This is a genomic window from Chryseobacterium sp. CFS2, assembly GCF_036543225.1.
Lineage (GTDB): Bacteria > Bacteroidota > Bacteroidia > Flavobacteriales > Weeksellaceae > Chryseobacterium > Chryseobacterium culicis_A.
This window is the reverse complement of record NZ_JAZHQU010000006.1, coordinates 324,633-340,196: the sequence shown is the minus strand read 5'-3', so window position 1 is coordinate 340,196 and position 15,564 is coordinate 324,633. Positions and strand designations below refer to the sequence as shown.

General features: G+C 36.8%; 10 protein-coding genes. 5 read left to right on the top strand and 5 right to left on the bottom strand.

Going from position 1 to position 15,564, the window contains the following annotated elements:
- Positions 1 to 98: 98 nt before the first annotated feature.
- The 3 genes from ODR02_RS16310 to ODR02_RS16300 all read right to left on the bottom strand — a co-directional run bounded on the left by ODR02_RS16310 (position 99) and on the right by ODR02_RS16300 (position 5,442).
- Positions 99 to 3,281 carry an efflux RND transporter permease subunit gene (locus ODR02_RS16310; protein WP_105681419.1) on the bottom strand — a complete coding sequence of 1,061 codons (3,183 nt, stop codon included), beginning with the start codon at positions 3,279 to 3,281 and terminating at the stop codon, positions 99 to 101.
- Positions 3,282 to 3,322: 41 nt separating this feature from the next.
- Positions 3,323 to 4,483, bottom strand: a complete 1,161-nt coding sequence (locus tag ODR02_RS16305; RefSeq protein ID WP_309512788.1) for an efflux RND transporter periplasmic adaptor subunit — start codon at positions 4,481 to 4,483, stop codon at positions 3,323 to 3,325.
- 362 nt (positions 4,484 to 4,845) lie between these two features.
- Positions 4,846 to 5,442, bottom strand: coding sequence for a TetR/AcrR family transcriptional regulator (locus ODR02_RS16300; RefSeq protein ID WP_209787353.1), 597 nt, complete (start codon positions 5,440 to 5,442; stop codon positions 4,846 to 4,848).
- A 320-nt stretch (positions 5,443 to 5,762) separates the two neighbouring features.
- Between ODR02_RS16300 and ODR02_RS16295 the strand changes: the two genes are divergently transcribed.
- Positions 5,763 to 6,317, top strand: a complete 555-nt coding sequence (locus tag ODR02_RS16295) for a thioredoxin family protein (protein ID WP_034694944.1) — start codon at positions 5,763 to 5,765, stop codon at positions 6,315 to 6,317.
- A gap of 379 nt (positions 6,318 to 6,696) precedes the next feature.
- Here the strand turns inward: ODR02_RS16295 and ODR02_RS16290 are convergent, their stop codons facing one another.
- Positions 6,697 to 7,602, bottom strand: coding sequence for an AraC family transcriptional regulator (locus tag ODR02_RS16290; protein WP_209787354.1), 906 nt, complete (start codon positions 7,600 to 7,602; stop codon positions 6,697 to 6,699).
- 123 nt (positions 7,603 to 7,725) lie between these two features.
- Between ODR02_RS16290 and ODR02_RS16285 the strand changes: the two genes are divergently transcribed.
- From ODR02_RS16285 to ODR02_RS16275, 3 genes are read left to right on the top strand one after another with little or no spacing between them, the layout of a single operon-like run.
- Complete coding sequence (locus ODR02_RS16285) at positions 7,726 to 8,955, top strand: MFS transporter (RefSeq protein ID WP_209787355.1); 1,230 nt, start codon at positions 7,726 to 7,728, stop codon at positions 8,953 to 8,955.
- A gap of 2 nt (positions 8,956 to 8,957) precedes the next feature.
- The gene (locus tag ODR02_RS16280) at positions 8,958 to 10,439 is read left to right on the top strand and encodes a trehalase family glycosidase (RefSeq protein WP_209787356.1); all 1,482 of its coding nucleotides are present in this window, start codon (positions 8,958 to 8,960) and stop codon (positions 10,437 to 10,439) included.
- A gap of 23 nt (positions 10,440 to 10,462) precedes the next feature.
- Complete coding sequence (locus ODR02_RS16275) at positions 10,463 to 12,904, top strand: TonB-dependent receptor (protein ID WP_309512787.1); 2,442 nt, start codon at positions 10,463 to 10,465, stop codon at positions 12,902 to 12,904.
- Positions 12,905 to 13,275: 371 nt separating this feature from the next.
- Here ODR02_RS16275 and ODR02_RS16270 read toward each other — a convergent pair whose 3' ends face one another.
- A complete protein-coding gene (locus ODR02_RS16270; RefSeq protein ID WP_209787360.1) occupies positions 13,276 to 13,914 on the bottom strand; it encodes an MBL fold metallo-hydrolase in 639 nt (212 codons plus the stop codon).
- A gap of 70 nt (positions 13,915 to 13,984) precedes the next feature.
- Between ODR02_RS16270 and ODR02_RS16265 the strand changes: the two genes are divergently transcribed.
- Entirely contained in the window at positions 13,985 to 15,205 is a 1,221-nt protein-coding gene (locus tag ODR02_RS16265) for a type IX secretion system plug protein (RefSeq protein WP_309512786.1), read from the top strand.
- Positions 15,206 to 15,564: the final 359 nt, after the last annotated feature.

Genomic DNA, 15,564 nt, shown 5'->3' with positions numbered 1-15,564 from the left:
AAAATAATCAGCTTTTTTAAACCATTAAGATCAGGCAGGTAAATAGGTAAACCTATGATCTTAAAATTTTCCCTAAGTTTTTGTAATTCATTTTTTTATTAGTGTGTAGCAGCTAAAAGTTCTTCCTCCATTTGTTTTTTCAGAAGTCTTTTCTTTTTTCTGCTTGGCATTTTTTCATGCAGATACTGGAATATTACATACATCACCGGAATGATAAAAATCCCGAATATTACTCCTGTAAGCATTCCTCCTACTGTACTATAACCGATAGAGTGGTTTCCTTTTGAAGATGCACCTTGCGTCCATACCAGCGGAAGCATTCCCACAATGAAGGCAAAAGAGGTCATTAAGATCGGTCTTAGACGTAATCTTGATGCCTGAAGGGCAGATTCAATTAATGTTTTCCCTGCTTTTCTTCTCTGTACAGCAAATTCCACAATCAGGATGGCATTTTTCGCCAATAGTCCTACGAGCATGATCAATCCTACCTGAACATAAATATTGTTATCAATTCCGGCTAATCCTGTGAAGGCAAATACTCCAAAAATCCCTGTAGGAATCGTAAGAATAATAGCAAACGGAAGAATATAACTTTCATATTGTGCTGCCAGTAAGAAGTAAACAAACAGAATACTTAAGAAGAAAATAAAGGCAGTCTGTCCGCTTGTTTTAATTTCCTCACGGGTAATTCCTGTCCATTCATATCCATATCCTCTTGGAAGTGATTGCTGAGCAACTTCTTCTACAGCTTTAATGGCATCTCCGGTACTGTAACCAGGTTTTGGAGTTCCGTTAATCGTTACTGCGTTGAAAAGGTTATTTCTTGTTACCGTTTCAGGACCGAAAGATCTTTTTAACGTAACCAGTGTTTTTGCCGGCACCATTTCTCCGGATTTATTTTTTACATAAATTCCTTCCAGTGAATTAACATCTGTACGGTAAGGAATATCTGCCTGTGCCATTACTCTGTAATATTTTCCGAATCTGTTGAAATCCGATACAAAGCTACTACCGAAATAAATCTGCATAGTCTGCATCAGTTCTGTTACAGAAACACCTAGCTGGTTGGCTTTATCAGTATCCACATCAATGGTATATTGAGGGTTTCCTGCGGCATATGTGGTAAAGGCAAAAGCAATTTCAGGTCTTTTCATCAGCTCTCCAATGAACTGTTGAGTGGTTGTTCCCAATTGTTCAAAAGAACCGTTTGTTTTATCCTGAAGCATGAATTCAAATCCGGAAACGTTACCGAAACCTTGTACAGTAGGGAAGTTGAAGAAAAATGCATTGGCATCTTTTACCTGGCTTACCTTACCTGTTAATGTTGCTGCAATCTGATCAGGATCTTTCATTTCACCACGCTTGTCATAATCTTTAAGTTTAATGAAACCCGCAGAATAGGGAGAAGCGTTGGCATTACTGATGAAGTTCATTCCATCTGCTACCCAAAGGTGGTTGGTTGCTTTTTCACCGTTGATAATTTTATCAATTTGTGCGGTTGCTCTGTGTGTTCTTTCCAGTGAACTTCCCGGAGGAGTATTCACTGCATAAAGTACGAATCCCTGGTCTTCAGTAGGAATAAATCCTGACGGTGCTTTTTTGATCAAAAATACACTTGCAGCTGTAATGACAACAAGGCCTCCTATCGCAACCCATTTGTTTTTAATTAAAAACTTAAGGCTATAGATATATTTTCTCGTCATGCTGTTGAAGCTGGCATTAAAAGCATTGAAGAATCTTGCTCCAAAACCTTTTTTATGACCATGCTCACCGTGTTCTCCCTGAGGATCATTTAAGAACATCGCACATAATGCAGGACTCAAGGTTAATGCATTCACTGCTGAAATTAAAATTGCAATCGCTAGTGTGAAGGCAAACTGTCTGTAGAAAACTCCTGCAGGTCCCTGCATGAAACCAACCGGAATAAACACGGCACACATTACCAGTGTGATGGAAATAATGGCTCCAGAAATTTCACTCATTGAGTGCATCGTTGCATGCTCTACAGGCATTCCTGTCTGTTCCATTTTAGAATGGACGGCTTCCACTACTACAATGGCATCATCCACTACAATACCAATGGCGAGTACCAATGCAAATAAGGTAAGCATGTTGATACTGAAACCAAATAACTGCAGGAAGAAGAATGTTCCGATAATTGCAACCGGTACGGCAATAGCCGGAATTAATGTAGATCTGAAATCCTGAAGGAAGATAAATACTACAATAAATACCAAGACGAAAGCAATAACAAGCGTTTCTACAACCTGATGGATAGAAGCATCCAAAAAGTCTTTGGAATTATACATAATAATGGGTTTCACTCCTTTTGGAAGGGTAGTTTCCATTACTTTCACCTGCTGTTCAATTTCAGTCAGGATCTCATTGGCATTGGAACCTGCGGTTTGTAAGATGGCAAATCCGGCAACCGGTTTTCCGTCTACTCTGTTGGTGGCAGTATATGTATAAGATCCGAATTCTACTCGTGCAACATCTTTTAATCTTAAGAAAGAACCATCACTGTTCGCTTTGATCGCAATGTTTTCATAATCTTCATTCTTATTCAGTTTCCCTTTGTATTTAAGGATATATTCGTAAGTTTCCTTACTTCCCTGCCCAAGACGGCCAGGAGCGGCTTCAAGGTTGTGATCTTTAATCGCTCCCAAAACTTCCTGAGGAGAAAGGTTGTTAGATGCCAGACGATCCGGTTTCAGCCAGATTCTCATGGAATAATCCCTTGTACCGAATACCTGAGCCTGTGCAACTCCCGGGATACGCTGTATCTGTGGAATTACGTTGATCTTCAGATAATTTTGAAGGAATAATTCATCGTATTGCTTTTCATTTTCACTGGTTAATCCCATGAACATGATCATACTGTTCTGCACTTTCTGGGTTGAAATCCCGGCTTGTACTACTTCCTGAGGCAGCTGGCTCATTGCTTTCGATACACGGTTCTGTACGTTTACCGCCGCATTATCAGCATCTGCTCCCTGCTTGAAGTATACACTAAGTGTCATGGTACCGTCATTACTGGAGTTAGAAGTCATGTAGGTCATATTTTCCACACCGTTCACTGCTTCCTCAATAGGAGTAGCCACCGAACGTGCAACAACCTCAGCATTCGCTCCAGGATAGAATGCCGTTACCTGAACGCTTGGAGGAGCGATATCCGGAAAGAGGGCAATCGGTAAATTAAAGAGAGACAAAGCTCCCAATAATAAGAGTATTATGGAGATGACCGTTGAAAGGACCGGTCTTTCTATAAATTGTTTTAACATAAGAAGTTTATTTTTTTAGTCTTCTGTATTGGGAAAAAGGACTATAATGGTTTTGCTTTTAATAAGCTGTCAGAAGAAATATTTTTCGGCTTAATGGAAGCACCATCTTTCAAGTTTCCAATTCCTGTGAATACGATTTTTTCTCCACGGGAAAGTCCTTCTGAAATAAAGTAATAGCTCTCTGTTTTTCCAGCTATTTTAATAGGTCTTCCCATTACTTTTTTATCCTTATCCATCACATATACATAGGTTTTATCCTGAATTTCAAATGTGGATTCCTGAGGAATTACTACAGCATTTGAGATCAGTTGAGGCATACGCACTCTTCCTGTGTTTCCGGTTCTTAAAGTTCCGTTGGCATTAGGGAAAACGGCACGTACACTGATGGCTCCGGTAGTTTTATCAAACTGTCCGTCTACAATACTTAATCTTCCTTTTTCAGGGTAAGTACTGTTATCAGCAATGACAAGATCTACCATTGGCATATTTTTAAGCTTTTCTTCTAAACTTGCTCCCGGATATTTATTCTGGAACGCAATGAAGTCAAGTTCACTTAAAGAGAAATACGCGTAGATTTCACTGATATCAGATAATAATGTCAATGGATTTACATCTGTTCTGGAGATCAGACTTCCTTTTTTGTAAGGAATTCTTCCAATATAACCGCTCACTGGAGCTGTAATCGTTGTAAATCCTACATTGATTCTTGCGCTTCCTACAGAGGCTTTGGCTTGTGAAGCAGCGGCAACAGCGGCATCATAATTGGCTTTTGCTGTTTTAAGCTGTACATCAGAAACTACTTTTGCAGCAACCAGTGGCTGAAGTCTTTCTACTTCCACTCTTGCTTTTTGGATATTGGCATTCGCAGCCTGAAGATTTGCCTGAGCCATATTCATCTGCTCACCGTAGCTTCTTGAATCTATTTTAAATAACGGTTGTCCTGCTCTTACATAAGCGCCTTCTTCCACATAGATTCTATCCAGATATCCGTCTACCTGAGATCTTATTTCTACGTTGTTTTTCCCTTCCAAAGCAGTTGGGAATTCCTGATATGTAGTTGCGGGTGATGTAATAACGGTATAAACCGGAAGTTCTGGAGCTGGAGGTGCGGCATTGGTTCCTTCTGCGGCTTTTGTGCAGCTCTGTAAAAGAATTATACTTGCAATAAGTACAATAAACCTTGTTTTTCCAGGTATTTTCATTTTGGTTTAATTTTTTTAATGAAGTGTTAGAGGTAAGTAAAGTGTTTTAATAAATGCTGTATTTTTTCCTAACAGTGTTAATAATTAGTTCAAAAAAAATTACAGAATTTTTAATGTCCGATAAAGTCGATTGTTTCCATAATTGAAAATTGTTTTTAATGTATTTAAGGATATAATGATGGTGTAAGGTGTGTTAATTTTACTAACAGTGTTAATTCGTAAGCAAAAAATGACTAATTTTAACAACTGAATTCTATGAATGGTTTCATAAATGATTGAGTTTTTAATCAGGAATAACAGAATACTTTTAATTATTCGGTGTTAAGTTTCCTAACGGTGTTAATTTTTAATTCAAAAAAAATTTACAAAGACTTAATGAAAGCCGAAACAGTTTCGTCCAATGTAGTCTTATTCATTGTTGCAGGAATATCAGCTGTACGCATCATCATAATAGAGATCATTCCGTGTACCGCAGAAAAAAGAGCATGAGACATATGGCAGGCATTGTCCGGATTGGATCCGTTTTTCTTGATAATCTCATAAGTACATTCATAGATAAGCTCCTGAAATGATGAGAATTCCTTTTTCATCTGACCTTTTCCGCAACACTGCATTCCAAGACCAAACATAAGCTGGTAATATTCCTTATTTTTAAAAGCAAAGTTCCAGTAAGCATCCACAATAGCAACAAGCTGCTCTTCCGGAGTATCGTGTTTCTGCTGAGCTTTTAATAATTCTATATGTAACTTGTGGAAGCCATCTAAAGAAATTTCAAATAGGATAGCTTCTTTATTTTCAAAATAATCATATACAACAGGTGCACTATACTCAATAGCATCAGCTATCTTACGCATAGAAAGCGAACCCCAGCCTTCAGTTTTAGCCAACGTAAAAGCAGCCTGCAAAATATTTGCACGGATGGATTCTTTTTCTCGTTGACGGCGTTCATGTAGACCCATGATATTTATTTACTAACAGCGTTAGCAAAACTACAAACTTTTTGATATAAGTTCCAAAGGATATTGTAAGTTTTATAGATTTGCTGACTATTTAAAGAAAATAAATCAAAGGCTGGAAGCTGGAAGAATGGGGGCTGGAAGTTAATTTTGGGTGTGAAAAAACTATTAATAGAATTTGACTATAACTATTTTTGAAGCCCTATTATCTTCCAGCCTCCAGCTTCCAACTTCCTTACTCTACCAAAAATAAAATGCATGTTTCAGAACTCGGCTCAATTAACAAAAGAAATAATTATCTTTGTCGGTAAAGAAATAAGGATATGAATACTCCCTCAAATATGCTGGCATTAGGAACAAAGGCTCCGTTTTTTGAACTTCCTAACCCGTCAAAAACGAATGAACTTCAGTCTTTGGACGAACTGAAAGGAGAAAAAGGTACTTTGGTGATCTTTATGTGTAACCACTGCCCGTTTGTTCTGCATGTGATTGACAAGATCAATGAATTATACGAAGATTATAACGAGCGTGGAATTGAATTCATCGCCATTAATGCAAATGACATTGAAAAATATCCGGCAGATTCTCCGGAAAAAATGATTGAATTCCAAATCGAGAGAAGATTTGATTTTCCATATTTATTTGATGAAAGCCAGGCTGTAGCAAAAGCTTATGATGCTGCATGTACACCTGATTTTTATTTCTTTGATGACAAGCTTGATCTTGTATACAGAGGACAGATGGATGATTCGAGACCTGGAAATAATAAAGATGTAACCGGTGAAGATTTAATCATCGCTTTTGAAAATCTTTTAGCTGGAGAAGCTCAGGAAGAAATCCAGAGACCAAGCATGGGATGTAATATTAAATGGAAATAATTGCTGGTTGCTGGTTTATTTAGTTACTGGTTTTACTCAATAATACAAAGCTGCTCTTTTTAGAGTGGCTTTTTTGTTGATTGCAACATAATACTTGCAGCTTATCCACACACTTTTTCTCTCCGTAGGAGTCTCAGTATAGCTTATCCTATTTTTATTGTAACCCATTGTAAAATTTGAGTTAAGCTTGGATTCCTACGGAATGACAAATACGAGATATGGTCTATCCACACACCTTGTCACTCTGTAAGAGTCTCTGCATATCTTTTATTGTAAATTATTACAAAATTTGAAGAGAGTCTGGATTCCTACGCAATGACAAATACGAGATATGGTCTATCCACCAACCTTGTCACTCTGTAGGAGTCTCTTTACACTATCAAAAACTCACCTTACTTTTAACCTCTTTTTCAACCTTTAAATCTATATTGACTTTATTGTGAGAGTAGTTCTTGATAAACTCTGAAGGCGTTTTCCCTGTATATTTTTTGAACATCCTATTAAAATAGGTGACATTATTAAAGCCGCATTGATAACTGCATTCTGAAATAGATCTGTCCTGTGCCATCAAAAGACATGCTTTATTAATTCTGTAGCGGTTTACAAACTCTGTAAACGTAATCTGGGTGGCTTTTTTAAAGAAATTACAGAAAGCAGGTAAAGTCAGATTGGCCAGTTTTGCAACATCTTCAATATCAATTTCCTTGTCATAATGATGCTCCACATACGTAAAGATATTCTCAAGGCGGGTTTTGTTTTTGGAAATAATGGTATAGGGCATGATTTCCTTATTCAAGAGCTCATAATCCTCACATTTTGAAAGCTCAAAAAGAATTTCAAGCAATAGTAAATATCTTTTATACCCTTCTGATTCCAGCATCAGTTTTAGTTTGGGAAGCATTACCTTTTTTACTTTTTGATGAAAATGAATCCCGTATTTTGAAAGTTCCAACAGATTTTTAATAGATCTGGCTTCTACCTCCTGCTGGGGAAACTGAAGGATTTCTTCCTTGAACTGAAGTACAATTTCCTCATGCGGATCAATAGAATTCAGTCCAAATCCGGAGTGGGGAATATTGGATCCGATCAATACCAGATCTCCATTCGTATAATTACTTTTATGGTAGCCTACATGGCGGGTTCCGTTCCCGGAAATGACACATACCAGCTCAATTTCGGGATGATAATGATACTCCCATTTAAATTCTGAAATAGGGGAATTATTATGAATGGTACGGAACGAGCTCTTTTCATTTGGGATCACCCTTTCAAAAGTAACTTTCATTTAATTAATCATATTTAATTACTAAAAATACTAAATATATTAATATAGTTCAAATATTGATTTACTGTGTTAAATTATCGTTAACAGAAATGCTTCTATCTTAGCCGACAAGAAATAACCTGAATGAAAAATATTAACATCAAGGCCGTTTTATTTTTAAACTATTTTGTCTTCGCAATTCTTCTGAATTCTGTAGGAACAGTTATTCTACAGGTACAGCAGAATTTTGGGATTTCAAAATCTTCGGCCAGTGTTTTGGAAGGTTTCAAAGATCTTCCAATCGCCATATGTTCTTTCATTCTGGCTTCATTCCTTCCTAAAATAGGAATCAAAAAATCAATGCTGACCGCCTTACTCCTGGTAAGCTGTATGTGTTTTGTAATGCCATTTACCAATGATTTCTGGGTATTTAAATTATTATTTGCCACGGTAGGAGTTTCCTTTGCACTGATCAAAATATCAGTTTTTACTTCTATTGGATTAGTAACGGAAACAGATAAAGAACATTCCAGTTTCATGGGATTTCTGGAAGGCTTTTTTATGATTGGCGTATTGGCGGGAAATGTATTATTCAGTTTATATATTGATGATCACAATCCGAAATCTACCGAATGGCTGAATGTGTATTGGGTGCTGGGAGCACTTTCAAGTTTATCTTTTTTATTCCTGTTCTTTTCAAAACTCAATGAGCAGGAAGTTAAAAGTGAGAAAACAGATCTTTTGGGAGATTTAAAAAACAGTGCAAGCCTGTTCAGTTATAAAAAAGTGTTGTGTTTCTTATTATGTGCTTTCCTTTTTGTATTGGTAGAGCAGAGTTTTCAGACATGGACTCCTACTTTTTATAAAGAGATTTTAAAAGTGCCTACCTCAATGAGTATTCAGGCAGGAGCGGTTTTGGCAGGAGCTTTTGCATTGGGAAGATTTTTATCGGGATTCTTCTCCAAAAAATTCAGCTGGATCTATGTTGTTTCTTTTTGTGTAGTAGGTTTTGCTATTAGTTTACTGCTGGTTTTACCCCTTACACATAATATTACTATTGATAAGAATACAAACTGGGCGAATGCTCCTCTGGTTGTCTATTTATTTCCTTTAATGGGAGGTTTGCTGGCACCTATTTATCCGAGCATTAATTCTGTAATTCTGGCATCCATCCCCAAATATTTACACAGTGCCATGTCAGGACTGATTGTTGTTTTCTCAGCAATCGGGGGAACTATAGGTTCTATCATTACCGGTTTTGTGTTTCAGGAGTTTAGTGGACAACAGGCATTTTACCTTTCCCTGATTCCGCTTTCATTACTGATCACCTCAGCGGTTTTCATGAATAAATTAAAAATTAATCCTAAAAAATAACAATGAGTAATCAGCTTTACATAAACGAAATTCAAAGTCTGTTTGATGATGTACAGAGATCTGAAATTTTTGAAGATCAGAAAATGATGACGGATGCAGTTCCTCTGTTTCCCATTGCAAAGATTAATGAAGATTATGAACAAACAAAAAATACTGAAGGTTTTGATCTGAAAGATTTTGTGATGACTCATTTTGACTTTTTGGGAGCAAGAGTTTCCGTACACAGAGAAGAACAACTTCCTATTGGCGAACATATTGAGAAATTATGGGATGAATTAACCCGTACAGCCTATGAAGAAAAAGGAACGCTTTTAAAATTACCAAAACCTTACATTGTTCCTGGAGGTCGTTTCAATGAGTTTTTCTATTGGGACAGCTATTTTATTATGCTTGGGCTAAAAGCTTCCGGCAGAGTAGAAATGATGAATAACATTATTGAGAACTGTTCTTATCTGATTCAAAACGTAGGATTTGTTCCCAATGCCAGCAGAACTCATTTCCTGAGCAGATCACAGCCTCCCTATTTTTCATTAATGCTGGATCTTCTTTTTGAAACCACAAATGACGAAGGAATTTATACAGAATACCATGACACTTTGGAAAAAGAATATGCTTTCTGGATGAATGGTGAAGAATGGCTTGAAAACAATTCCAGTGTAAAAAGAGTAGTTAAAACAATAGACGGAGATATTCTGAACCGTTATTACGATGCAGAAAATGCACCTCGCCCTGAAAGTTACCTGATCGATATTGAAGATCATGAAAAAACTTCAGGAGATGAATTTTACAGAAATATAAGAAGTGCCTGTGAATCCGGCTGGGATTTTTCCAGCAGATGGTTCGCAGACGGAGAAAATATACAGACGATAGAAACGCTGAACCTTGCACAGGTTGATCTGAACTGTCTTTTATGGCATTTGGAAACAACTTTGGCGAAATCATCAGCGCTTCACAATCTGAGTGAAAAAGAAAATTATTTTTCAGAAAGAGCAGCAAGCCGAAGACAGATGATCAATAAATATTTCTGGGATGGAAATACTAACAATTATAAAGATTATCACACTAAAAAAAACACAAAAACACCGTCTGAACATATTGCTGCTCTTTACCCTTTATTCCTGGGAATTGCAGACCATACACAAGCTGAAGCGGTGGCCAAAGCGGTTGCTGAAAAATTTCTTTATAAAGGCGGGCTTGTCACCACAACCAAAAACTCAGGACAGCAATGGGATCTTCCCAATGCATGGGCTCCTTATCAATGGCTGGGCTTTAAAGCAATGAAAAATTATGGCTTTAATGAGCTGGCAGAAAAAATTAAAGACAACTGGTGTTCAAACGTAGAAAGAGTCTACAAAAACACTGGAAAACTGATGGAAAAATACAATGCATTAGACACAGAAACAATAGCAGGCGGCGGGGAATACCCCAATCAGGATGGATTCGGTTGGACCAATGGAGTGTATTTACAATTACAACAAAACTGAAACTAACAATAAAAAATATGGCTATGAAAAAAAAATCGATCTTTTTAATTGCCGCAACAGCTACGTTATATTTTAATAATGCTTATGCTCAGGAAACTCCGCAGGATTCTGCAAAAGTTTCTTCTATAGATCAGATTGTTATTACCGGAAATTCAAACCCGAAGAAAAAAATAGAATCCAGTACTGCAATTTCTACATTCAGCTCCAAAGAAATCCAGAAGCAGAATCCAATCAGTGCTGCTGCTTTATTACAGAGAGTTCCAGGGTTTGCCGTGGAAACTTCAGGAGGTGAAGTAGGAAACAACCTTTTTGCAAGAGGGATTCCTTCTGCAGGAGCCTATGAATTTGTACAGGTACAGGAAGATGGTCTTCCCGTTTTTGAAGATGGTGCGCTTCAGTTTGCCAATGCGGATAACTTTTTCCGTGTAGATAATTCCGTGAATCGTATGGAAGCTCTGAGAGGAGGTTCCGGATCTATTTACGCCACGAATTCTCCCGGTGGTCTGATCAACTTTATTACCAGAGAAGGAACCAATGATTTCAGAGGTACAGCAAAACTGGAAACAAGTACCTATGGATTAATGCGTACCGATGTTAACGTAGGTGGAGCATTGGTTCAGGATAAATTGTTTTTCAATGTCGGAGGTTTTTACAGAACAGATGACGGAATCAGAAAAACAGGTTTCAAAGCCAATAATGGAGGGCAGATCAGAATGAATCTTAAATATGTCTTTGATAAAGGCTATGTAAAAGTGTATTACAAAAAACTGGATGACAGAAATACATTCTTCCTTCCAATTCCTTTAGTACAAAACGGAAATAAACTGAAAGGATTCCAGGGATTTGATCCCAACTATGGAACATACAGCTACAGAGCAATCAGCCAACTGAATATTCCACAGGCCGGAGGCGGGTTTTTCAACAGAAATCTTGAAGACGGAATCCATCCGAAAGTAGATGTACTAGGGGCTGAGTTTAAATATGATCTTGGAAATAATTTCACGGTTTTAAACAAAACCCGATATACGGATATCAACATGAACTATACGGGGATTTTCCCGGCAGGACCACCCAAAGTGGCTTCTAAATATGCGACTGACGCTGTGAAAGACGGCGGGCTTGGAATGAGCAATTATCAGTATTCTCTGGTAAGCAACGGGGCAGTTGTAAATCCTGAGTACGTACAAAAATTAGGATTCTGGGCGATTGACAAGCAGATGAATAACTTTGTGAATGATTTACAGTTCAATTATAAATTTGATAAAGGAAATATTACGGCAGGTTTTTACAAATCCAACTGGAAATCTCAGCAATATTGGAACTGGAGCAATATTCTGACCACAGCAACAGACAGACCTGAGCTTTTAAATCTGGTAAACCCTTCTATGAGCCCTACAGATGATGGGTATTCTAAAACCTATAATGGGGTGATGGATATGACATTCCTGCAAAGAAGAACACAAACTCAGGGAAGTTTGAATGACCTTTATGTAAACTTAGATTATAATATTACCGATGCTTTAAGTGTGAACGGAGGCCTTCGTTACAGCCATGATTACTATAAAGGAAATTTTGCCAATACAACAACTTCCAATTTAAATAACTCAGGGTTAACAACAGATGGAACTCACGGTTTCAACACAACAACTGCTGATGATAATATGAGTGTACTGGGAAATAAATTTACTTACTGGAATTTTAACGTAGATAAAGTTTCTTTCACATTAGCAGCGAATTATAAAATCAACAGAGAGAATGCAGTATATGCACGTTTTTCTAATGGTTTCAGATCTCCGAATGAGGAAGCGTACTACAATTATTTCTCCAACCCGACTCCTGATAAACCGTTAAAATCTGTAACCACCAATCAGCTGGAAGTAGGATATAAATACTACTCGCGTACCTTTGATATTGCCGTGATTCCGTTCTATTCTACCTTGAAGAACCTTTCATTTACAGATATTTTCTCTGATGGAAAATCTGAAAATACCTTTGCCAATACAGAAAACTATGGAGTTGAGGTAGAAGGGTATGCCCGCTTATTCAATAATATGTTGGAAGTTACCTTTAACGGAACAGTTCAGAGTCCAAAATATAAAAACCTTGAAGCCGGAAGTCTTCTGGAAGGAAATGTGGTGAGAAGAATGCCGAAGTTTTATTTTAATATTTCACCGGCTGTGAACATTACCAAGTCATGGAGAGCTTATGTAAGCATGAATTATTATGGAAAACGCTTCCAGGATGAGCTGAATGTACAGACTTTACCTTCTTTCACAGAATTTGGAGCAGGAATGTCTTATCAGTTAGGAAAAATACGTTTTGCAGTGGATGGTACCAATATCTTTAATACGATTGGTATTACAGAAGGAGATCCAAGAGCCGGATCACCCAATGGAGATGGAATCATCATGGCAAGACCTATTATGGGAGCAGCTGCCAGAGCTTCCATCACTTTAGATTTCTAAACTCTATTTCTTTATAACAACAAAACCGTCAGGCTTAGTCCTGACGGTTTATTATTACTGTCCGATAAAAAGTATAAATACATTGAAAATATCAATATTTACAGCATGAATTAACAGGTCGCTCCTCCGGAGCTCTAATTTTAAATAAATACGTCCTATTAACAGTTAACTCCTATTGAAGCTGGGATTTGATCCCATCGGGATTAACTGTTAGTAGAAAAAATGAGATTGCCGTAAAATAAAGCTCCGGAGGAGTGTCCTGTTCATTATATTTAAATTTTATCGAACATGATTTTTTATATAAAGTGTCAGATCTAAGGTTGATTTAAGACGTTTATATGACTCTCAAACTCTCAAATCCTCAGATTTTCTTACTTCAAAAACGGATTATACTGCTTCTCAAATCCAATAGATGTAGGATTTCCATGTCCTGAGAAAACCTGCGTTTCATTATCCAGAATGAATAGTTTTGATTTAATTCCCTCAATCAGCTGATCATAATTTCCTTTATACAAATCTGTTCTTCCGATACTGCCTTCAAAAAGAACATCTCCTGAAATCATGAATTTCTGATTTTCATTATGGTAAACAACACTTCCCGGCGAATGTCCTGGGACATGATAAATTTTAAATTTCTCGCCATCTAAATCCAGTTCATCTCCTTCCTTGATATATTCTACATCTACTTTTACCGGATCTATCTGCATTCCGAATCTTACACCGCTCGCCTGAAGCATATCCAATACTTCCTGATCTTCCTGATGCATATTCACGGGGATATTGAATTTATCAAAAGCCCACTGTAGTCCGAATACATGATCAATATGAGCGTGGGTCAAAAGAATTTTCTGAATCTTCAGCTCTTTCTCTGTAATAAAATGATCAATAGCTTGAGTTTCCTGAGCATTCATATTTCCCGGATCAATTAACCAGGCATTTTTATTTTCGTTATAGATGATGTAAGTATTTTCACTCGCAAAGTTGAATACGAAACCTTGAATCTGAAGCATATCTGAATATTTTTTATTCAAAAATACGATATTATTAAGAAAATGGCTATTTTTCGCTATCTTCGTCATAATGAAAACTTTGCGAATACTCTTACTTTCTTTGGGCGGACTGGTTTTTGGACAAAATATCCAAAGTGTTCAGTTGTTCAATCCTCAGACGAATGATGAAACTCCGGTAATTAAGATAGGAGAACAGTTGGTTCTGGGCTTTGATGATCTTACAAATGGCAGTCAGATCTACCGGTATACCTTTAAACATTATGACAGAAACTGGAATGAGGATAACCTGTTTTTTACAGAATTTGCAACCGGAAGTATGAATGCATTGCTGGATCAGTTTCAGTATTCTTTCAATACATTGCAGGCATACACTCATTATAAACTGGTTTTTCCGAATGATAAAATCCAGCTGAAGGTTTCAGGGAATTATGAGCTGATTGTTTATAAAGATTCTGCAGACCAGCCTCTTTTCAAAAAAAGGTTTTATCTGGTTGAGGATGTAACCTCTGTAGGTTTAAATATTTCAAGATTTGCAGATGCAAAAAATCCCAATATTAATCAAAGGGTAGAAGTGAATGTTTCTCCGAAAGGAGGAGATATTTCTTCCAATGTCAATTCCATCACCATGAATGTGATGCAGAATAACAACCCGAATATGGTGATTTCTAATCTTAAGCCAAGCAGCGTTTTAGGAAATCAGGTGCTTTTTCAGCAGACGAATCTTACGTTCCCTGGAGACAATGAGTTTTATTATTTTGATAATAAAAATATGAATATGGCAGCAGATATGGTGCGTGCCACTGAAATAAAAGATGATGTTAACCAAACCTATCTTCATCCGATATGGGCATTTCCTTTGAATTACCAATACCAGCCGGATGTCAATGGAGCATGGTATTACAGGAGAAATGATCTGGGACGGGAAAGAGATGCAGAAAGAGAAGCGGATTATTCATGGGTACATTTCTACCTGGATTCAGATCCTGTGGATAAAGAAATCTATGTGCTGGGAGGATTTAATAATTTTAAACCAGGCAAAGAAAATCAGATGCAATATGATCCTGCCACGAAACAATATGTAGCCAAAATATTCCTGAAGCAAGGTTTTTATAACTACGTTTTGGTAACAAAAGAAGGAAATGGCTCTCTGAATTTTGGGGAAGTAAATGGTAACTTCTGGCAGACAGAAAACCTCTATCAGGCATTCCTTTATTATGCACCGTTCGGAAGAAATTATGATGGTCTTATGGGGTACGGAGAATTCAGAACCCCAATTGCCAATAAACGATAAGCAATGACTTGATATCATTTTTGTATAAAAAATATACATATAAATTAGGACTGTCTCTTAAGATAGTCCTAATTTTTTTGCCCATATTGAAATAAAATGCGCTCTAAAATCTCAGAATAGGGTTATTTTTTTTAATTATAATGCACTACATAGTGAAAAAAAATAATTCACAAAATTTTGATTTTAATTAATTATTTTAATGTAAAGTTTGTATTGCAGAAAAATTATCTTTAAAAAATTTTCTTTGTTTTAAAATCATCATTGTGTTTTATTTATCGATTTATAATATCAATTGAATTTTATTCATTGTTTATATCATTTTATTGTGAAAAGTTTATAAATTCGCCACCACAACCAAC